The organism is Burkholderia sp. Bp8991, assembly GCF_003853795.1.
Lineage (GTDB): Bacteria > Pseudomonadota > Gammaproteobacteria > Burkholderiales > Burkholderiaceae > Burkholderia.
In genome coordinates, this window is sequence record NZ_QTQJ01000012.1 from 19,493 (window position 1) to 40,413 (window position 20,921).

General features: G+C 66.2%; 18 protein-coding genes and 1 riboswitch. Of the genes, 15 read left to right on the plus strand and 3 right to left on the minus strand.

Annotation, left to right across the window (positions count from 1 at the left end; translation table 11 throughout):
* Nucleotides 1–229 precede the first annotated feature (229 nt).
* Nucleotides 230–4,933 (plus strand): glutamate synthase-related protein, encoded by a 4,704-nt coding sequence (locus DIE02_RS15750; protein WP_044845974.1) that lies wholly within the window; start codon nt 230–232, stop codon nt 4,931–4,933.
* A gap of 85 nt (nt 4,934–5,018) precedes the next feature.
* Entirely contained in the window at nt 5,019–6,485 is a 1,467-nt protein-coding gene (locus tag DIE02_RS15755) for a glutamate synthase subunit beta (protein WP_044845973.1), read from the plus strand.
* Between the two features lie 281 nt (nt 6,486–6,766).
* Here the strand turns inward: DIE02_RS15755 and DIE02_RS15760 are convergent, their stop codons facing one another.
* Together DIE02_RS15760 and DIE02_RS15765 are read right to left on the minus strand one after the other, a co-directional pair.
* Nucleotides 6,767–7,141, minus strand: a complete 375-nt coding sequence (locus DIE02_RS15760; protein ID WP_124487848.1) for a hypothetical protein — start codon at nt 7,139–7,141, stop codon at nt 6,767–6,769.
* Nucleotides 7,142–7,200: 59 nt separating this feature from the next.
* Nucleotides 7,201–8,010, minus strand: coding sequence for a lipid II-degrading bacteriocin (locus tag DIE02_RS15765; protein ID WP_260427307.1), 810 nt, complete (start codon nt 8,008–8,010; stop codon nt 7,201–7,203).
* Between the two features lie 50 nt (nt 8,011–8,060).
* On the opposite strand from DIE02_RS15765, the gene DIE02_RS36015 reads away from it, so the two are divergent.
* From DIE02_RS36015 to thpR, 3 genes are all read left to right on the plus strand, one after another.
* Nucleotides 8,061–8,375 carry a hypothetical protein gene (locus DIE02_RS36015; protein ID WP_260427308.1) on the plus strand — a complete coding sequence of 105 codons (315 nt, stop codon included), beginning with the start codon at nt 8,061–8,063 and terminating at the stop codon, nt 8,373–8,375.
* 382 nt (nt 8,376–8,757) lie between these two features.
* Nucleotides 8,758–10,248 (plus strand): sodium:alanine symporter family protein, encoded by a 1,491-nt coding sequence (locus DIE02_RS15770; RefSeq protein ID WP_124487849.1) that lies wholly within the window; start codon nt 8,758–8,760, stop codon nt 10,246–10,248.
* Nucleotides 10,245–10,793, plus strand: coding sequence for an RNA 2',3'-cyclic phosphodiesterase (gene thpR, locus DIE02_RS15775; RefSeq protein WP_124487850.1), 549 nt, complete (start codon nt 10,245–10,247; stop codon nt 10,791–10,793). The genes DIE02_RS15770 and thpR overlap by 4 nt, the downstream gene beginning before the upstream one ends.
* Before the next feature lie 70 nt (nt 10,794–10,863).
* Here the strand turns inward: thpR and DIE02_RS15780 are convergent, their stop codons facing one another.
* The gene (locus DIE02_RS15780; protein WP_124487851.1) at nt 10,864–12,633 is read right to left on the minus strand and encodes an ABC transporter ATP-binding protein/permease; all 1,770 of its coding nucleotides are present in this window, start codon (nt 12,631–12,633) and stop codon (nt 10,864–10,866) included.
* A gap of 268 nt (nt 12,634–12,901) precedes the next feature.
* Nucleotides 12,902–13,025, plus strand: a riboswitch (TPP riboswitch).
* 234 nt (nt 13,026–13,259) lie between these two features.
* Here DIE02_RS15780 and DIE02_RS15785 point away from each other — a divergent pair.
* The 10 genes from DIE02_RS15785 (at nt 13,260) to DIE02_RS15830 (ending at nt 20,866) form a co-directional block, all read left to right on the plus strand.
* The gene (locus DIE02_RS15785; protein ID WP_124487852.1) at nt 13,260–14,396 is read left to right on the plus strand and encodes an FAD-dependent oxidoreductase; all 1,137 of its coding nucleotides are present in this window, start codon (nt 13,260–13,262) and stop codon (nt 14,394–14,396) included.
* A gap of 32 nt (nt 14,397–14,428) precedes the next feature.
* The gene (thiS, locus tag DIE02_RS15790; RefSeq protein WP_014898319.1) at nt 14,429–14,626 is read left to right on the plus strand and encodes a sulfur carrier protein ThiS; all 198 of its coding nucleotides are present in this window, start codon (nt 14,429–14,431) and stop codon (nt 14,624–14,626) included.
* Nucleotides 14,627–14,664: 38 nt separating this feature from the next.
* Entirely contained in the window at nt 14,665–15,480 is an 816-nt protein-coding gene (locus tag DIE02_RS15795; protein WP_039322226.1) for a thiazole synthase, read from the plus strand.
* Nucleotides 15,477–16,601, plus strand: coding sequence for a thiamine phosphate synthase (gene thiE / locus DIE02_RS15800; protein ID WP_124487853.1), 1,125 nt, complete (start codon nt 15,477–15,479; stop codon nt 16,599–16,601). The genes DIE02_RS15795 and thiE overlap by 4 nt, the downstream gene beginning before the upstream one ends.
* An 84-nt stretch (nt 16,602–16,685) precedes the next feature.
* Nucleotides 16,686–17,507: an ABC transporter ATP-binding protein gene (locus DIE02_RS15805; RefSeq protein ID WP_044845966.1), complete on the plus strand. Its 822-nt coding sequence runs from the start codon at nt 16,686–16,688 to the stop codon at nt 17,505–17,507.
* Complete coding sequence (gene mlaE, locus DIE02_RS15810; protein WP_006762098.1) at nt 17,504–18,271, plus strand: lipid asymmetry maintenance ABC transporter permease subunit MlaE; 768 nt, start codon at nt 17,504–17,506, stop codon at nt 18,269–18,271. The genes DIE02_RS15805 and mlaE overlap by 4 nt, the downstream gene beginning before the upstream one ends.
* A 24-nt stretch (nt 18,272–18,295) precedes the next feature.
* Nucleotides 18,296–18,856: an outer membrane lipid asymmetry maintenance protein MlaD gene (gene mlaD / locus DIE02_RS15815; RefSeq protein WP_124487854.1), complete on the plus strand. Its 561-nt coding sequence runs from the start codon at nt 18,296–18,298 to the stop codon at nt 18,854–18,856.
* Between the two features lie 32 nt (nt 18,857–18,888).
* Nucleotides 18,889–19,854, plus strand: a complete 966-nt coding sequence (locus tag DIE02_RS15820; protein ID WP_044845963.1) for a VacJ family lipoprotein — start codon at nt 18,889–18,891, stop codon at nt 19,852–19,854.
* 110 nt (nt 19,855–19,964) lie between these two features.
* On the plus strand, nt 19,965–20,594 hold the full coding sequence (locus DIE02_RS15825) for a phospholipid-binding protein MlaC (RefSeq protein ID WP_044846000.1): 630 nt from the start codon (nt 19,965–19,967) through the stop codon (nt 20,592–20,594).
* Nucleotides 20,591–20,866 carry a lipid asymmetry maintenance protein MlaB gene (locus DIE02_RS15830; RefSeq protein ID WP_044845962.1) on the plus strand — a complete coding sequence of 92 codons (276 nt, stop codon included), beginning with the start codon at nt 20,591–20,593 and terminating at the stop codon, nt 20,864–20,866. Before DIE02_RS15825 ends, DIE02_RS15830 begins: the two co-directional genes overlap by 4 nt.
* The last annotated feature ends 55 nt before the right edge of the window (nt 20,867–20,921 follow it).

Consider the following 20,921-nt stretch of genomic DNA (forward strand, 5'->3'; position numbering starts at 1 on the left):
GATACGGCCCCAATAAAACAGCACCAGATCCGAGCATCTGTTTAAATGGGGTTCGATCAAGCGGTTTTTGTTGCTATTCCTTTGATTCGTCGCGTATATTCCGAATTCCGGTGGCCCGGGTGAAGCTCGCCCAACCACTGTCGGCCGTGCCGTCTCCCGTCGGGAGCGGGATCGACGGCAACAAAAAATGGTTCAACGGCCCTCGAGGCCCCTTTACGACGGTGTCCCCATGAACGACCACCAGCAGCCGCTCGCCGCGGTGCCCGCCGCACAAGGTCTGTACGACCCGCAAAACGAACACGACGCCTGCGGCGTCGGCTTCGTCGCTCACATCAAGGGCAAGAAGAGCCACGAGATCATTCAGCAGGGTCTGAAGATCCTCGAGAACCTCGATCACCGCGGTGCGGTCGGTGCCGATCCGCTGATGGGCGACGGCGCCGGCATCCTGATCCAGATTCCGGACGCGTTCTATCGCGAGGAAATGTCGAAGCAGGGCGTGACGCTGCCGCCGGCCGGCGAATATGGGGTCGGCATGATCTTCCTGCCGAAGGAAAATGCATCGCGTCTCGCGTGCGAGCAGGAGCTCGAGCGGACGGTGCGGGCAGAAGGGCAGGTCGTGCTCGGCTGGCGCGACGTGCCGGTCGACCATACGATGCCGATCTCGCCGACGGTCAAGGCGAGCGAGCCGCTGATCCGCCAGATCTTCATCGGCCGCGGCAAGGACATCATGGTGACGGACGCGCTCGAGCGGAAGCTGTACGTGATCCGCAAGACCGCGAGCCACCGCATCCAGGCGCTGAAGCTCAAGCACGGCAAGGAATACTTCGTGCCGTCGATGTCGGCGCGCACGATCGTCTACAAGGGGCTGCTGCTGGCGGGCCAGGTCGGCGTGTACTACCGCGACCTGCAGGACGCGCGCGTCGTGTCGGCGCTCGCGCTCGTGCACCAGCGCTTCTCGACCAACACGTTCCCGGCCTGGGAGCTGGCGCACCCGTACCGGATGATCGCGCACAACGGCGAGATCAACACCGTGAAGGGCAACGTGAACTGGCTGAACGCGCGTACCGGCGCGATCGCGTCGCACGTGCTCGGCGACGACCTGCCGAAGCTGTGGCCGCTGATCTACCCGGGCCAATCGGACACCGCATCGTTCGACAACTGTCTCGAACTGCTGGTGATGGCCGGCTACCCGCTCGTGCACGCGGTGATGATGATGATCCCGGAAGCCTGGGAACAGCACACGCTGATGGACGAGAACCGCCGCGCGTTCTACGAATACCACGCCGCGATGATGGAGCCGTGGGACGGCCCCGCCGCGATCGCGTTTACCGACGGCCGCCAGATCGGCGCGACGCTCGACCGTAACGGCCTGCGCCCGGCGCGCTACATCGTGACCGACGACGACCTCGTCATCATGGCGTCGGAAGCCGGCACGCTGCAGATCCCCGAATCGAAGATCGTCAAGAAGTGGCGCCTGCAGCCGGGCAAGATGTTCCTGATCGACATGGAACACGGCCGCATCATCGACGACAAGGAGCTCAAGGACAACCTCGCGAACGCGAAGCCGTACAAGAGCTGGATCGACGCCGTGCGCATCAAGCTCGACGAGATCGAGCCGAAGGCCGAGGACGTCGCGGCCGGCCGCACGCAGGGCGCCGCGCTGCTCGACCGCCAGCAGGCGTTCGGCTATACGCAGGAAGACCTGAAGTTCCTGATGGCGCCGATGGCGCAGCAGGGCGAAGAGGCCGTCGGTTCGATGGGCAACGACTCGCCGCTCGCGGTGATGTCGAACAAGAACAAGACGCTCTATCACTACTTCAAGCAGCTGTTCGCGCAGGTCACGAACCCGCCGATCGACCCGATCCGCGAGAACATGGTGATGTCGCTCGTGTCGTTCATCGGCCCGAAGCCGAACCTGCTCGACACGAACAACATCAACCCGCCGATGCGTCTCGAAGTGTCGCAGCCGGTGCTCGACTTCAAGGACATCGCGAAGATCCGCGCGATCGACCAGTACACGGGCGGCAAGTTCAGCGCGTACGAACTGAACATCTGCTACCCGGTCGCGTGGGGCAAGGAAGGCATCGAGGCGCGCCTCGCGTCGCTGTGCGCGGAAGCCGTCGACGCGGTCAAGTCGGGCTACAACATGCTGATCGTGTCGGACCGCAAGACGGACGCCGAGCACGTCGCGATCCCGGCGCTGCTCGCCACGTCGGCGATCCACTCGCATCTCGTCCAGCAAGGGCTGCGCACGAGCACGGGCCTCGTCGTCGAGACGGGCTCCGCACGCGAGACGCACCACTTCGCGCTGCTCGCGGGCTACGGCGCGGAAGCCGTGCACCCGTACCTCGCGATGGAAACGCTCGCGAAGATGGCCGAAGGCCTGTCGGGCGACCTGTCGCCGGAGAAGGCCGTCTACAACTTCACGAAGGCGGTCGGCAAGGGCCTGCAGAAGGTGATGTCGAAGATGGGCATCTCGACGTACATGTCGTACACGGGCGCGCAGATCTTCGAAGCGCTCGGCCTGTCGAGCGACCTCGTCGAGAAGTACTTCAAGGGCACGGCCTCGAAGGTCGGCGGTATCGGCCTGTTCGAAGTCGCGGAAGAAGCGATCCGCCTGCACCGCGATGCGTTCGGCGACAACCCGGTCCTGCGCGACATGCTCGACGCGGGTGGCGAATACGCGTATCGCGTGCGCGGCGAAGACCACATGTGGACGCCGGACTCGATCGCGAAGCTCCAGCACGCGACGCGCAGCAACTCGTACCAGACGTACAAGGAATACGCGCACCTGATCAACGACCAGACCAAGCGTCACATGACGTTCCGCGGCCTGTTCGAGTTCAAGGTCGAGCCGACCAAGGCGATCCCGATCGAAAACGTCGAACCGGCGAAGGACATCGTGAAGCGCTTCGCGACGGGCGCGATGTCGCTCGGTTCGATCAGCACGGAAGCGCACGCGACGCTCGCGATCGCGATGAACCGGATCGGCGGCAAGTCGAACACCGGCGAAGGCGGCGAGGACGAGAAGCGCTACCGCAACGAACTGCGCGGCATTCCGATCAAGTCGGGCGAGACGCTGAAGTCGGTGATCGGCGACGAGATCGTCAGCGACATTCCGCTGAAGGATGGCGATTCGCTCCGCTCGAAGATCAAGCAGGTCGCGTCGGGCCGCTTCGGCGTCACCGCCGAGTACCTGGCATCGGCCGACCAGATCCAGATCAAGATGGCGCAGGGCGCGAAGCCGGGCGAAGGCGGCCAGCTGCCGGGCCACAAGGTGTCCGAATACATCGGCAAGCTGCGTTACTCGGTGCCGGGCGTCGGCCTGATCTCGCCGCCGCCGCACCACGACATCTACTCGATCGAGGATCTGGCGCAGCTGATCCACGACCTGAAGAACGTGAACCCGAGCTCGAGCATCTCGGTGAAGCTGGTGTCGGAAGTCGGCGTCGGCACGGTCGCGGCCGGTGTCGCGAAGGCGAAGGCCGACCACGTCGTGATCGCCGGTCATGACGGCGGCACGGGCGCGTCGCCGCTGTCGTCGGTCAAGCATGCGGGCACGCCGTGGGAACTCGGCCTCGCCGAAACGCAGCAGACGCTGGTGCTGAACCGCCTGCGCGGCCGCATCCGCGTGCAGGCCGACGGCCAGATGAAGACGGGCCGCGACGTCGTGATCGGCGCACTGCTCGGCGCGGACGAATTCGGCTTCGCGACGGCACCGCTCGTCGTCGAAGGCTGCATCATGATGCGCAAGTGCCACCTGAACACGTGCCCGGTCGGCGTCGCGACGCAGGATCCGGTGCTGCGTGCGAAGTTCAAGGGCCAGCCCGAGCACGTCGTGAACTACTTCTTCTTCGTCGCCGAGGAAGTGCGCGAGATCATGGCGCAGCTCGGCGTCGCGAAGTTCGACGACCTGATCGGCCGTGCCGACCTGCTCGATACGCGCAAGGGCATCGAGCACTGGAAGGCGAAGGGCCTCGACTTCTCGCGCGTGTTCTACCAGCCGGAAGAGTGCGAGGACGTCGCGCCGCGTCACGTCGACGTGCAGGATCACGGCCTCGAGCGCGCGCTCGACCACGTGCTGATCGAGAAGGCGAAGGCCGCGATCGAGAACGGCGAGCATGTGTCGTTCATCCAGCCGGTGCGCAACGTGAACCGGACGGTCGGCGCGATGCTGTCGGGCGTGATCGCGAAGAAGCACGGCCACGAAGGCCTGGCCGACGACGCGGTGCACATCCAGCTGAAGGGCACGGCCGGCCAGAGCTTCGGCGCGTTCCTCGCGAAGGGCGTGACGCTCGACCTCGTCGGCGACGGCAACGACTACGTCGGCAAGGGCCTGTCGGGCGGCCGGATCATCATCCGTCCGACCAACGACTTCCGCGGCAAGTCCGAGGAAAACATCATCTGCGGCAACACGGTGATGTACGGCGCGATCGAAGGCGAATCGTTCTTCCGCGGCGTCGCGGGCGAACGCTTCTGCGTGCGTAACTCGGGCGCGACGGCGGTCGTCGAAGGCACGGGCGACCACGGTTGCGAATACATGACGGGCGGCACGGTCGTCGTGCTCGGCGAAACCGGGCGCAACTTCGCGGCCGGCATGTCGGGCGGTCTCGCGTACATCTACGATCCGGAAGGCACGTTCGCGGCGAAGTGCAACAAGTCGATGGTCGCGCTCGAGCCGGTGCTGCAGCAGGCCGAGCAGGAGCGCACGGTCGACCGCGCGCTCTGGCATGCGGGCACGACGGACGAAGCGCTGCTCAAGGGGCTCGTCGAGCGTCATTTCCAGTTCACGGGTTCGCCGCGCGCGAAGTCGCTGCTGGAAAACTGGGACGCGGCGCGCCGCCAGTTCGTGAAGGTGTTCCCGCACGAATACAAGCGCGCGCTGGGCGAGATCGGTGCGAAGAAGGCGGCGAAGGAAGTGCTGGCCGCCTGAGCGACGAACGACATAGCGAATGCCGCGCGCGCCTGACGGCCGCGCGCGGCTCCCCCACCCGATACACCGAACAGAAGAGCACCTTATGGGCAAGGCAACCGGTTTTCTGGAGTTCGAACGCCGCCACGAGGCGTACGAAGCACCGCTCACGCGCGTGAAGCACTACAAGGAATTCGTCGCGGCGCTGACCGACGCGGACGCGAAGGTCCAGGGCGCACGCTGCATGGACTGTGGCATCCCGTTCTGCAACAACGGCTGCCCGGTCAACAACATCATTCCGGACTTCAACGATCTCGTTTACCGCCAGGACTGGCAGCAGGCGATCGAAGTCCTGCATTCGACCAACAACTTCCCCGAGTTCACGGGCCGCATCTGCCCGGCGCCGTGCGAGGCAGCCTGCACGCTCGGGATCAACAACGATCCGGTCGGCATCAAGTCGATCGAGCACGCGATCATCGACAAGGCCTGGGCGGAAGGCTGGGTGAAGCCGCTGCCGGCCGAACACAAGACCGGCAAGAAAGTCGCGGTCGTCGGTTCTGGCCCCGCGGGCCTCGCCGCTGCGCAGCAGCTCGCGCGTGCCGGCCACGACGTGACGGTGTTCGAGAAGAACGATCGCGTCGGCGGCCTGCTGCGTTACGGGATCCCCGACTTCAAGCTCGAGAAGTGGCTGATCGATCGCCGCATGCGCCAGATGGAAGCGGAAGGCGTGACGTTCCGCACCAGCGTGTTCATCGGCAAGGATCCGCTGCCCGAGTCGATCGGCAGCCTCGCGAAGGAAACCATTTCGCCGGACACGCTGAAGGAGGAATTCGACGCGGTCGTGATCGCGGGCGGTTCGGAAACGCCGCGCGACCTGCCGGTGCCGGGCCGCGAACTCGCGGGCGTGCATTTCGCGATGGACTTCCTGCCGCAGCAGAACCGCGTGAACGCGGGCGACAAGCTCGCCGACCAGCTGCTCGCGAAGGGCAAGCACGTGATCGTGATCGGCGGCGGCGATACGGGTTCGGACTGCGTCGGCACGTCGAACCGTCACGGCGCGAAGCAGGTCACGCAGTTCGAGCTGCTGCCGCAGCCGCCGGAAGAGGAAAACAAGCCGCTCGTGTGGCCGTACTGGCCGATCAAGCTGCGCACGTCGTCGTCGCACGAGGAAGGCTGCGAGCGTGACTGGGCGGTCGCGACCAAGCGTCTCGAAGGCAAGAACGGCAAGGTCGAGAAGCTGATCGCGGTGCGCGTCGAGTGGAAGGACGGCAAGATGCAGGAAGTGCCGGGCTCCGAGTTCGAGATGAAGGCCGACCTGGTGCTGCTCGCGATGGGCTTCACGCAGCCGGCAGCCACCGTGCTCGAGGCGTTCGGCGTCGCGAAGGACGCACGCGGCAACGCGCGTGCGGCGACCGAAGGCGATCGTTCGTACTACACGTCGGTCGACAAGGTGTTTGCGGCAGGCGACATGCGTCGCGGCCAGTCGCTCGTCGTGTGGGCGATCCGCGAAGGCCGCCAGTGCGCGCGCTCGGTCGACGCGTACCTGATGGGGCATTCGGAACTGCCGCGCTGAGTATCATCGCGAGCGGGTTTCGATGAAGGCTGGGCGTCCGAGAGGGCGCCCGGTTTTTTTGTTGTGTAGCAGCCGTTGACGATCGTGTGCCCATCATGCTCCATCATCGCGTCGCGACGGGGCCTGCCGCATGGCGACAAACATTGTCAGGACGGTTTGGAGTATGTCAACGAGCGTCGTTCGATGCCCCCATGTCGATTTGTCCGTCCAATCGGTCGCGCGATAGAGCCAAAGCGCCGTTTTTTTCGAACGTGCCGAGTGCTTTATGTTCCGATGTGCGATCAATTGCCAGGAGATGGGGGGGCGTGCGGTGATTCCTTGACCCGCCAATAGCTTGCAAGTTGTTCGTTGCAATCGATCATCGCGATGTACTTTGTTCCGTCGACGAGCAGAGGGAATTCCCAGACCCCGAGTTTCCATGCGTGATATCGCGGGGCACCATCGAATTGGATGCGATTGGACTGCACCCCTTGGTCTTCGATGTATGCGAGGATCTTTCCGCGGAGTACCTCGATGGATGCATCGGGGCAACTGCCTTCCGTCCTCTCGTACCGAGAAAACGCCACGACGACGAACAGCAATACGAACGTGCCAATGGCGGCGGCGATAATCCAGAGGATCCAACGCATCACGAAGCACAAGACTGTCGAAAGCATGATCGGATTCGGCGTGTGTTTGGTTGTCGAGATTGCGCGCGCGACAGGAATTCTCGATCCTAGAAGCGGCCGGGGCGCATCAAGCCGCCAAATGATGGCCTATGAACGGCCTCCGGGGGGCGCATTTCGGCATTTCGCACGGGTCTTTGGCCAGAAAATGAGATATTCTTTTCGCCGGTGAAGATTATCTGATAGTCCGTATGCCCTAGCACCGAACCGAGTTTCGCCAGAAACGTGGTGGCTGCCTCTTGAAGAAATGGTCGATTTGATGGATCGGCATCAAACCTGTCTGGATTGAGTGTGTAATACCCGTTGAATCGATATGTGTTGTCGGCGAGTAGTTCCAATGTTCCGTGAACTCGGCCGGATATTCGTCCCAAGACGGTTGCGCTCCACAGATCCTGAGTTCCATGGTTGAAGATGTTGGTGCTGAATCCGCTGTCGATTGGATAAATGCCAGGGCCATATCCTTGGTTTTCGATGGCTCGCGATATTTCTCCGAAATCGCTAACATTCATTTTTAAGTTTAGAGATTCGATGTTGATGGATCGTTGGACTCCGTTTCCGTGTATCCAGTGATTGACTGCCTCTATGAACATCAGTGGGTTGCCATAAAAATCGAATTTCGATGTGGGCAGGGCTTTGTCCAGTTGGCCGACGTAGATGCCAAATAATGCGGAAATGTTTGCATAATGCCCGGGTGCGAAATTAAACCCATATTGGTTGGCGCCGGGCAAATACTTGTAGCCGCCTATGGCCAGCCATGGCGTGAATCCGCCGACCAGCACAAGCTGATTGCGCCAGAAGTTTGTGTCGTTGCGTCCGATTGCCGGCAAATACCTGAAGAACATTTCGGTCGCGCGAACCATGTTGCCCGTGTTCGCAAAAAAGGAGCATGTAGTTGGACGCGCAATATTGATTGAAGCAGACCGATGGGGGTGGTATTCCTGCCCCGATATTGGCGCCGGGTATTTCGTTCGAGTTGATTTTGAAATCGCCAAAGTTGAAATCAGGCGGTCGTGGTGCGGTAACCGAAATCGGTGGCAGGACATTTGATTGCGCCGCGCTCGTTGTATGTTTCAGCAAGGTTCCGAGCGGTAGCGCGGTCGAAGCAATCAGGAAGCGGCGCCTGTTCTGGTGTTGCCGTTTGTTGTCGCCATTCATGACATTTTCAGATGCCAGCGTGTCGTGCTTGAGCATTTCACACCCCGTTTGGTTGTCTTTCGGTAATTGATTCGTATTGCGAAAGACACAGCGTTTGCCTTTTTGGATTGTTCTGCAAGAATTTTGTATGGTTCTTATCCGCGCGCCAGCCTCGAGCGGAACCCCCTTGTGAGCCGAGCGTGAGGCGCGGCAACGTCCAATCGAAGCAGTTCCGCGAGACATGTCCTCCTCGTTCGGCGGTTCGAACAACGTTTCCAAACGTCAAAGTTCATTGCGCAGAATATGGTTCTGCGTGTGGCGAGTCGCATAATCTTGAAGCGTTGGCAGTCCGGCCAGCGTCGCGCCACAGTCCTTTCGTTTTGTAAGATTTCTTGCGAATTGTCATATCATGTCGTCCTTCCGGCGCGCCACGCGCAGCCGACCATGATCGACCCCATTTGAAAGGACTCTGGATGGAAGCACTCGTGCATGGGCTGATCGACGCCGTCAACGGCGTGCTGTGGAACTACGTGCTGATCGCGCTGCTGCTCGGCGCCGGCGCGTGGTTCACGTTGCGGTTCCGGATGATCCAGCTGAAGGCGCTGTTCCTCAGCATGAAACTGGTCGGCGGCAAGGGCGAGCCGGGCAGCATCTCGTCGTTCCAGGCGTTCGCGACCGGGCTCGCGAGCCGCGTGGGCACCGGCAACATCGCCGGTGTCGCGGTCGCGCTGACGGTCGGCGGGCCGGGCGCGATCTTCTGGATGTGGATGACGGCGCTTGTCGGGATGTCGTCGGCGTTCGTCGAGGCGACGCTCGCACAGATCTTCAAGGTGTCGCATCCGGACGGCAGCTATCGCGGCGGCCCCGCGTACTACATCCAGACGGGCCTGCGCTCGCGCGGCTTCGGCGTGCTGTTCTCGCTGTCGCTGATCCTCGCGTTCGGTTTCGTGTTCAACGCGGTGCAGGCCAATGCGATCGCCGACGCGTTCCATACGTCGTTCGGCTGGAGCCGCGAGACGGTCGGCCTCGGCCTCGTGCTGCTCACCGCGCCGCTCATCTTCGGCGGGATTCGCCGCATCGCGTCGGTCGCGCAGGTGATCGTGCCGGTGATGGCGATCGGCTACCTCGCGCTGGCGGTCTACGCGGTCGCGACCCACATCGCGATGGTGCCGGCCGTGATCGCGCTGATCGTGAAGAGCGCGTTCGGGCTCGAGCAGGCGGCGGGCGGCCTGACCGGCTATGCGGTCAGCCAGGCGGTCGCGATGGGCGTGAAGCGCGGGCTGTTCTCGAACGAGGCCGGCATGGGCAGCGCGCCGAACGCGGCCGCGACCGCGAGCGTGCGGCATCCGATCGTGCAGGGGCTGATCCAGATGCTCGGCGTGTTCGTCGACACGATCGTGATCTGCAGCGCGACCGCGTTCGTGATCCTGCTGTCGGGCCAGTACGAACTCGGCACCGGCATGGAAGGCGCGGCGCTCACGCAGCGCGCGATCGCGAGCCACGTCGGCGGCTGGGGCGGCATCTACATGGCCGTCGCGATCTTCTTCTTCGCGTACTCGTCGGTGATCGGCAATTACGCATACGCGGAAGGCAACGTCGATTTCATCACGAAGCGGCGCGGCGTGCTGCCGCTGTTCCGCATCGCGGTGCTCGGGATGGTGATGTTCGGCAGCGTCGGGCAACTGCCGCTCGTGTGGGCGATGGCCGATACGAGCATGGGGCTGATGGCGATCATCAACCTGGTTGCGATCCTCGCGCTCGGCAAGTATGCGCATGCCGCGTGGCGCGACTATCGCCGCCAGCGCGCGCAGGGCATTGCCGATCCGGTGTTCACGCGCAACACGATTCCCGAGCTCGCGCGCGTGCTGCCGGCCGACGTGTGGGGCGAGCACGGCCCGCTGCCGCAGCGTCCGGTGTCGGCCGATGCGGTGGCCGAAGCGCGCGTGGCGGTGCGCGAGTCGTGAACGGCGACCGGCTTCGTGCGTTCGTCGCGCTGATGCCCGACACGGCATCGCGCGACGCGCTGCATGCGCTGCCGGTCACCCGCGGCGCGCGGCGCACGTTGCCCGCGCAACTGCACGTGACGCTCGCGTTCATCGGCGCGATCGAACGCGCGCGTTGCGACGCGCTGGCCGCGCGCCTGCCGGCGCTCGCGGCCGCGCATGCGCTGCCGTTGCAGCCGGTCGAGCGGATCGCGTGGTGGCCGAGCCTGCCGCGCGCGAGGCTGATCGTCGCGGAACTCGCGCCCGATCCTGCCTGTACGGCGCTGAATGCCGAGTTGTCCTCGCTGCTGCGCGAACTGGGCGTGCCGGCCGACCGCCGGCCGTTCCGGCCGCACGTCACGCTCGCGCGGCTGCCGCGCGACGCGGACGGGCAGCCTGCGCACGGCGGCGCGACCGGGCGGCCGTGCGCGCTGCGTTTCGCCGCGCTGACGCTATTCGAAAGCCGGCTGTCGCACGACGGCGTGTCGCATGTGCCGATCGTGTCGGTGCCGGTCGGGCAGGTGTAGCGGGAAGGCCGGCGGGACGAGGAAGAGAAGAAGGCCGGCGCGGTATGCGCCGGCCTTCTTCCTGTTTCGGTTACGCGGCGACCTTGTCGCTGTCGTTCACGCGTTCGACGTTGATCGTGCCGACGTGGAACGCGGCCAGCGACTCGCGGTGCGCGATGCTGACGATCGCGGCCTTCGGCAGCCGTTCGGCGAACAGGTGATAGAGCCGCGCTTCGTTGTCGGCGTCGAGCGCGCTCGTCGCTTCGTCGAGGAACAGGAAGTCCGGCTTGTGCAGCAGCACGCGCGCGCCGGCGAGACGTTGCTGTTCGCCCGGCGACAGCACGCGCGTCCAGTGGCCGGTCTCGCCGAGGCGCTCGACGTAGTCTTCGAGGCGGCACGCGCGCAGCGCGTCGCGGCACGCGTCGTCGGCGAACGTGTCGGGCGCGGCCGGATACGTGAGCGCTGCTTTCAGCGTGCCGATCGGCAGGTAACTTGTCTGCGGCACGAACATCATCCGCGCGCCGACCGGCGCGTCGATCGCGCCGTCGCCGAACGGCCAGAGGCCCGCGAGCGCGCGCATGAACGTGCTCTTGCCGGAACCCGACTTGCCGATCACGAGCCAGCGCGAGCCGGGTTCGATCGTCACGTTGCCGATGTTCGCGAGCGCGTTGCCGTTCGGCAGCGCGAGCTTCAGCGACGACGTCGACAGCTTCGCGGCATCGACGTAGTGCAGGTTGATGCCGCCGTGCTCGGTCGCGGGCGACAGGCTTTCCTTCAGGTGCGACGTGCCCATCACGCGCTTGAATTCACGCAGACGGTTGACGGTGGCGCGCCATTCGACGAGGGTCGAGTAACTGTTGATGAACCACGAGAACGAATCGCTGACGGTGCCGAACGCGGACGAGATCTGCATCAGCACGCCGAACGAGAACGCGCCGGCGAAATAGCGCGGCGCCGCGACGACGAGCGGGAAGATGATCGCGATCTGCCCGTAGAAGCTCAGCACGAACGTGAGGCGCTTCGTGTACTTCATCACGCGCCACCAGTTGTCGCGAATGCGCGTGAACAGGCTCTGCGCGTTGGCGGTCTCGGTTTTCTCGCCGTCGTAGAACGCGATCTGCTCGGCGTTCTCGCGCACGCGGATCAGCCCGAAGCGGAAGTCGGCCTCGACGCGCTGCTGCTGGTAGTTGATCGACACGAGCGGGTGACCGACCTTCTGGATGATCAGCGAGCCGACCACCGCGTACAGCGCGGCCGCCCACACCATGTAGCCGGGGATCGTGATCGGCGTCGCGCCGAGCGCGAGCGTCAGCGCGCCGGCAAGCGACCACAGGATCGTGATGAACGACACGAGCGTGACGACCGTCGACAGCAGGTCGAGCGACAGCGCGAGCGTCGTCGTCGCGAACGACTGGAGGTCGTCGGTGATCCGCTGGTCGGGGTTGTCGGCGAGGCGGTCGCGTTCGATCCGGTAGAACGCGCGATCGCCGAGCCATTGGCCGAGAAACCGGTCGGTCAGCCACTGGCGCCAGCGGAACCCGAGCATCTGGCGCAGGTAGCGGCCGTACACCGCAAGGATGATGAAGCCGAACGCGAGCGCGGAGAACTGCATCAGCAGGTTCGGGAAATCGTGGACGTCCTTCGACTGCAGCGCGTTGTAGAACTGCGCGTTCCACTTGTTCAGCTTGACGTTGATCCAGACCACGCAGAGGTTGATCGCGATGATCGTGACCAGCAGCCCCCACGCGACTTTCCATTCGGACGACACCCAGTAGGGCTTGATGAGGCTCCATGCGGATACCGGGCGCTCGTCCTGCGGCGCGTCGGAGGCGGAGCGGACGGGATCGATCGATTGGGTCATGTGCTTCCTGATGAGTAGCCGGCGCGCGGGCCGGGCGGGGCCGGACGCGCGCCGCGATACGGCATGCCGGGACGAGGTGCCGACTGACGGCGGGCGTCCGGATGGTGGCCCGCGCGTCTTAAACGGCACTTAAGGCCGGCGGTGACGCGGCAACCGACCGCTCGCGCGGCCGGCCTGCGGGCATTGTGCCAGAGCGGCGCGGCGCGACGGCGAATTTGCCGCAAGGGGACAGTTTGCGGCGCTTTCCGCTTTTATGGTCTAATGGCCGACGACGAAACAGGGGTGCTTCGAGCGCGGCCGACGGACAGTTCCGGGCAACGCGGCGAGGCTGAGAAAGACCCTTCGCACCCGATCCGGGTAATACCGGCGAGGGAAGTTTCTGATCCCGCCGGGCCGCGCTGGCCGCCATCCCACATGGTCAGCGCCCGAGTCCCGCCCGGCCGGCCTTTGCTGCCGGTTTCGTCCTTTTGGGTACGCGCGTCGCGCGTTACGGAAGGAATGATGACCGCTCAATCTTCAGTCTTTTGCGCTGTTCCCGATCCGCTGTCGCGTGCGTCTGCACGGGACCGTGTGCGCGCGTCGACGTCCGTCGCATGCGCCCGCCTGGTTCGCGGGGAGGGGGCGCGATGAACCTCCATGCTTCCCGGCCGGATTTCGCGGTACTCGGCGGCGGCCTCGTCGGCCGCCTGATCGCGTGGCGGCTCGCGGGCGACGGGCATCGCGTCGCACTGTACGAACGCGGCGGCCCGGACGGCGAGCAGTCGGCCGCGTGGGTCGCGGCCGCGATGCTCGCGCCGCTCGCCGAGGCGGCGAGTGCCGAGCTGCTGATCACCGAGCTCGGCGCCGCATCGCTCGCGCGCTGGCCGCAATGGCTCGCGGAACTGCCCGAACCGGTGTTCTTCCAGCAGCACGGCACGCTCGTCGTCTGGCATCACGCGGATCGTGCCGAGGCGCCGTTGTTCGAGCGGCGCGTGCGCGCGAACGCGCCGGCCGAGCTGTTCGACGGCGGCTTCGTCGCGCTGGCCGGTGGCCAGGTCGACGCGGCCGAGCCCGCGCTCGCGGGCCGCTTCGCGCGCGGCCTGATGCTGCCGCGCGAAGGGCAACTCGACAACCGGCAGGCGCTGCGCGCGCTCGCGGCGGGCCTCGCGCAACGCGGCGTCGAGCTGCACTGGCACGCGACGATCGACGACGCGAACCGGCCCGACGCGCATTTCACGATCGATTGCCGCGGGCTCGGCGCGAAATCCGCGCTGCCCGCGCTGCGCGGCATCCGCGGCGAGGTCGCGCGCGTGCATGCGCCCGGCATCGGGCTCACGCGGCCCGTGCGGCTGCTGCATCCGCGCTATCCGCTGTACATCGCGCCGAAACAGGACGACCTGTACGTGATCGGCGCAACCGAGGTGGAGGGCGAGGACATGTCGCCCGTCAGCGTGCGCTCGGCGCTCGAACTGCTGAGCGCGGCGTTCTCCGTGCATCCGGCATTCGGCGAGGCGCGCATCCTCGAACTCAACGCGCAGTGCCGCCCGACGCTGCCCGACCATCGCCCGGCGGTGATCTGGGACGGCGCGACGACGCTCGCCGTCAACGGCCTGTACCGGCACGGCTTCATGATCGCGCCGGAAGTCGCGCATGCGGCGGTCGCGTTCGCGCACGCCGCGCTCGGCGGCACGTTCGCCGATGCCGACGCGTTCGCCGCGTGGCGCGATGCCGCGCGCTGGCCGACGCTCCTTCATCACCGCGACGACGCGCGCCAGCCGGCCTGATGCGCGCCGCCGACCGAATTCGATCAAGCCTCATGGATATCCAGATCAACCAACAGACGCTGACGCTGCCCGACGGCGCGACGGTGGCCGACGCGCTCGCCGCGTACGGCGCGCGTCCGCCGTACGCGGTCGCGCTGAACGGCAATTTCGTCGCGCGCACGCAGCATGCGGCGCGCGCGCTCGCGACGGGCGACAAGCTCGACGTGGTGCACCCCGTCGCGGGCGGCTGAGCGCCGCCGGTTCGCCCCCGCTCTTCCAGGAAAACGACATGACGTCCCTCACTTCCGCCGACGCGCTGACGCTGTACGGCGAAACCTTCGCAAGCCGCGTGCTGCTCGGCACGTCGCGCTATCCGTCGCTGCAGTCGCTGTCCGACTCGATCGCCGCGTCGCGCCCCGGGATGGTGACGGTCGCGCTGCGCCGCCAGATGACCGGCGGCACCGCCGAGGCCGGCTTTTTCGACCTGCTCAAGCGTCACGCGGTGCCGCTGCTGCCGAACACGGCCGGCTGCCAGACCGTCGCCGAGGCGGTGACGACCGCGCACATGGCGCGCGAGGTGTTCGACACCGACTGGATCAAGCTCGAGCTGATCGGCGACGACTACACGCTGCAGCCCGACCCGGTCGGGCTGATCGAGGCGGCCGCGCAACTGGTCAAGGACGGCTTCAAGGTGCTGCCTTACTGCACCGAGGATCTCGTGATCGGCCGGCGCCTGCTCGACGTCGGTTGCGAGGCGCTGATGCCGTGGGGCGCGCCGATCGGCACCGGCAAGGGCGTCGTGAACCCGTACGGGCTGCGCGTGTTGCGCGAGCGGCTGCCGGACGTGCCGCTGATCGTCGACGCGGGGCTCGGGGTGCCGTCGCACGCGTGCCAGGTGATGGAGTGGGGTTTCGACGGCGTGCTGCTGAACACGGCCGTGTCGCAGGCCACGCACCCGGAGATCATGGCGCGCGCGTTCGCGCAGGGCGTCGAGGCCGGCCGTGCGGCCTACCTCGCCGGGCCGATGGATGCGCGCGAGACCGCGCATGCGAGCACGCCGGTCGTCGGGATGCCGTTCTGGCACCAGGACGGGGGCGGCGCATGAGCGCGCGCTTCGCCGATGCCTTCTGGCCGCCGGCCGACGAGCTGGCCGAAGCGGCCGAGCGGATTCGCGCGCGCCTCGGCGACTGGCCGGCCGGCACGACGCCGTGGCGGCTCTGCGTCGTGGCGCCCGACGTGCCGGCCGACGGCGACGTGCTGATCGTGTCGGCCGGCGACCGTGCCGCGCAGGCGCGCGCGTCGGCCGCATCGCGCCCCGCATCGCCGGATGCGGTCGCGATCGAGTTCGACGAGCGCGGCGCCGTGCTGCATGCCGCGGGCGTGCGCCACGCGCTGGAAGCCGCGCGTCCGCTCGCCGACGACTGGATCGCGGCGCTCGCCGCGTTCCTGGACTGCGGTTTCGCGCCGATCGACGCGCTGGTGCTCGCGCTGGCGTGGCGCGACGGCGACGAAACGCGCGATGCCGATGCGTGGCCGGTCGACGCGGCACGGTTTCCGCGTGTCGCCGGCCTGGCCGCCGCACCGGAGCCGGCATTCCCGCCGTGCCCCGCGCAACTGGGCCTGTATCCGGTCGTCCCGGATGCCGAATGGGTCGAGCGCGTGCTGGATTGCGGCGCGCGGACCGTGCAGCTGCGCGTGAAAGGCGCGGAGCCGGACGCATTGCGCCGTGAAATCGCGCGCGCGGTCGCGGCAGGGCGCCGCTATCCCGATGCGCGTGTGTTCATCAACGATCACTGGCAGATCGCAGTAGAAGAGGGTGCGTACGGCGTACATCTGGGCCAGGAGGATCTGGAAACGGCCGATCTGGCCGCGATCGCGCGCGCCGGCCTGCGGCTCGGGCTGTCGAGCCACGGTTATTACGAGATGTTGCGGGCCTTGCACGAGCGCCCGAGCTATCTGGCGCTCGGTCCCGTCTACGCGACCGCGACCAAGGCAGTCGCGGCGCCGCCGCAGGGCCTGGCGAGGATTGCCCGCTATGCGCGCTTCGCGGGGGCGCGGGCGCCGCTCGTCGCGATCGGCGGCGTGGGGATCGACGCGTTGCCGGACGTGCTGGCGACGGGCGTCGGCAGCGTTGCGGTCGTCAGTGCGGTAACGGGCGCGATCGATTACCGGGCGGCGATTGTTGCATTGCAACAATGTTTTGCCCGACAATTTGACAATCATTGACCGCAGGGCCCGGAACGGCGTCACGACATCATTCCAATGCAGGCCCTATAATTCGGCGTTCTGCGTAAAAGGACTGTCAGCTCCGTGAGCCCCACTCCTACCGAGACCCTGCTGGAACTTCGCGACGTCGACTTTGGCTACGGCGACCGCCTCGTCCTGTCGAACCTGAACATGCGCTTCGGGCGCGGCCAGGTCGTCGCCGTCATGGGCGGGTCGGGTTGCGGCAAGACGACCGTGCTGCGCCTGATCGGCGGGCTGGTGCGTGCACGCCGCGGCCAGGTGCTGTTCGACGGCGCCGACGTCGGCGCGCAGACGCGCGACGGCCTGTACGCGCTGCGCCGCAAGATGGGCATGCTGTTCCAGTTCGGCGCGCTGTTTACCGACATGTCCGTGTTCGAGAACGTCGCGTTCGCGCTGCGCGAACACACCGACCTGCCCGACGACCTGATCCGCGATCTGGTGCTGATGAAGCTCAACGCGGTCGGCCTGCGCGGCGCGCGCGACCTGATGCCGTCCGAGGTGTCGGGCGGGATGGCGCGCCGCATCGCGCTCGCGCGCGCGATCGCGCTCGACCCGCAGCTCATCATGTACGACGAACCGTTCGCCGGCCTCGATCCGATCTCGCTCGGCATCACCGCGAACCTGATCCGCACGCTGAACGAGGCGCTCGGCGCGACGTCGATCCTCGTCACGCACGACGTGCCGGAATCGTTCGCGATCGCCGACTACGTGTATTTTCTGGCCAACGGCGGCGTGCTCGCGCAGGGTACGCCCGACGAGCTGCGCGCATCGACCGACCCGAGCGTGCGCCAGTTCATCGACGGCGCGCCGGACGGCCCGTTCAAATTTCATTACACGAGCCCGCCGCTGGCAGCGGATTTCGGGCTCGGCGGAGGGCGCGCATGATCAGCGCGATCGGACGTTACGTCATCGGCGGCCTCGAGCGCGCGGGCTACGGCACGCGGCTGTTCGTGCGCCTCGTGCTGGAATTCTTCCCGCTGTTGCGCCGGCCGCGGCTGGTCACGAAGCAGATCCACTTCCTCGGCAACTATTCGTTCGTGATCATCGCCGTGTCGGGCCTGTTCGTCGGCTTCGTGCTCGGCCTGCAGGGCTACTACACGCTGAATCGCTACGGGTCCGAGCAGGCGCTCGGCCTGCTGGTCGCGCTGTCGCTCGTGCGCGAGCTCGGCCCGGTCGTGACCGCGCTGCTGTTCGCGGGCCGCGCCGGCACGTCGCTGACGGCCGAGATCGGCCTGATGAAGGCCGGCGAGCAGCTCACCGCGCTCGAGATGATGGCCGTCGACCCGGTCAAGACGGTGATCGCGCCGCGCCTGTGGGCCGGGATCATCGCGATGCCGCTGCTCGCCGCGATCTTCAACGCGGTCGGCGTGCTCGGCGGCTATTTCGTCGGGGTCGTGCTGATCGGCGTCGATCCGGGCGCGTTCTGGTCGCAGATGCAGGGCGGGGTCCAGGTATGGGCCGACGTCGGCAACGGCGTGATCAAGAGCATCGTGTTCGGGTTCGCCGTGACCTTCATTGCGCTGTTTCAAGGGTATGAAGCGAAGCCCACGCCCGAGGGCGTGTCGCGCGCGACGACCAAGACGGTCGTGTTCGCGTCGCTCGCCGTACTCGGCCTCGATTTCCTGCTGACCGCGCTGATGTTCAGCTAAGCCTCAGCCAAGCCAAATTTTGGGATGACGATGAAAAAGACTGCTCTCGACTTCTGGGTCGGCCTGTTCGTGGTGGTGGGCTTCCTTGCGGTGCTGTTCCTGGCGCTCAAGGTCGGCAACATGAGCTCGCTTTCGTTTCAGCCGACCTACTCGGTGAGGATGAAATTCGACAACATCGGCGGGCTGAAGGCGCGCGCGGCCGTGAAGAGCGCGGGTGTCGTGGTCGGTCGCGTGAAGGCGATCGGCTTCGATCCCAACACCTACCAGGCGCTGGTGACGATCGATATCGACGGCCAGTATCCGTTCCCGAAGGATTCGTCCGCGAAGATCCTGACGTCGGGCCTGCTCGGCGAGCAGTACATCGGCCTCGATCCGGGCGGCGACACCGAAATGCTGAAGGCGGGCGATACGATCACGATGACGCAGTCGGCGATCGTGCTCGAGAACCTGATCGGCCAGTTCCTGTACAGCAAGGCAGCCGACGCGGGTGGCGCGAAGCCGGCATCCGGCGCCTCGGCTGCACCGGCGGCGCCCGCACCGGTCGCGGTGCCGGCCTCCGCGGTGTCCGGTTCGGCCGCCCAATAACCACACGAGAGAAAGACAAGAGGGTAATGACCATGCAGACGATCCGCATCAGGCACGCCGCGCTCGCGGTGGCGGCAGTCGCCGCGTTGAGCGGTTGCGCGACCGTGCAGACGCCGACCAAGGGCGATCCGCTCGAAGGCTTCAACCGGTCGATGTACAAGTTCAACGACACGGTCGACACGTACGCGCTGAAACCGGTCGCGAAGGGCTACCAGTACGTGGTGCCGCAGCCGGTGCGCGACAGCGTGACGAACTTCTTCTCGAACATCGGCGACGTCTACATCGCGGCGAACAACATCGTGCAGCTGCGGATCGCGGACGGCGTCGGCGACATCATGCGCGTCGTGATCAACACGGTGTTCGGCGTCGGCGGCCTGTTCGACGTCGCGACGATCGCGAAACTGCCGAAGCACACGGCTGACTTCGGGATCACGATGGGCCGCTACGGCATGCCGTCGGGTCCGTATCTCGTGCTGCCGCTGCTGGGCCCGAGCACGCTGCGCGACACGGCCGGCCTCGGCGTCGACTACGTCGGCAACCCGCTCACCTACGTGAAGCCGGACGGCCTGAGCTGGGGCCTGTTCGGCGTGAACCTCGTCAACACGCGTGCGAACCTGCTCGGCGCGGGCGACGTGCTGGATGCTGCGGCGCTCGACAAGTATTCGTTCGTGCGCAACGCGTACCTGCAACGCCGCCAGATGCTGATCGACAACGCGCGCGGCGAGGCCTCGACGACCTCGAGCAACGATGCGCTGCCGAAGTACGACCTGCCGGACGACGGCGCGGCACCGGCGGCAGCCGGTGCGGCCGGGACGGCGGGCGCCGCGGCAGTCGGTGGCGCGACGGCGCCGGCCGGCGCATCGGGCGCGGCCGTTGCCGCACCGGCGTCGGGCGCCGCCCAGGCGCCGAACCCGGCCAGCGCGACGACCGTGCCGCCGATGCAGGTGGCGCCGCCATCGCCGGGCGGATTCCGCTTCCCGAGCATCCGGCTGCACTGACGCGCTTACATTCGTTACAGCCGGAAACGATTCAGTCGGTAGCGCACGCGAACCTTCGCGTAATCTACCGGCTCCAACCTTCGCATCGACTCTTCATGCAGGTCTCCATGATGAAAAAACTGTTCCTGATTCCCGTTTTCGCGGCGCTGTTCTCGTTCGGCAGCGCAGCTCACGCGCAAGTCGACCAGTCGAACCCGCAGGCGCTGATCAAGACGGCGACGCAGCAGGTGCTCGACGAGGTCAAGCAGCAGACGATCAAGCAGGGCGACACCAACCGCATCATTACGATCGTCAACAAGGACATCCTGCCGTACACCGATTTCCGCCGCACCACGCAGCTCGCGATGGGCCGCAACTGGCGCACGGCGTCGGCCGAGCAGCAGCAGCAGGTTCAGGAGCAGTTCAAGCTGCTGCTGATCCGCACGTATTCGGGCGCGCTTGCGCAGCTGAAGCCGGACCAGCAGATCCAGTACCCGCCGTTCCGTGCCGATCCGGCCGACACCGACGTCGTCGTGAAGACGGTCGCGATGAACAACGGCCAGCCGGTCCAGATCGATTACCGCCTGTACAAGACGGCCAACGGCTGGAAGGTGTATGACCTGAACGTGCTGGGCGCATGGCTGATCCAGACGTACCAGCAGCAGTTCAACGAGAAGATCCAGCAAAGCGGCGTGGACGGCCTGATCAAGTTCCTGACGCAGCGCAACCAGGAACTTGCCGCCGGCAAGCAGGCGTCGTGAGCGGCTTCGCGGCCGGCTCCTCGCTGACCGTCGCGAGCGCGAAGTCCGCGCTCGCGGACGGTCTCGCGCGCATCGACGCGGGCGAAACCGCCGTCGACTGCGCGGCGCTGACGCAGTTCGACTCGTCCGCGCTCGCCGTGCTGCTCGCATGGCAACGTGCCGCCAAAGCGCGCGGCGCGACCCTCGACATCCTCAATCTCCCCTCGAAGCTCGCCAGCCTCGCGCGCGCCTACGGCGTCGACGCGCTCATCGACGGCACCGGGCGACATTGACCCTGTCCGACCGAAGCCTGCCGCGCCAGCCGGCGCGCGCACGCTTCAGGCCGCG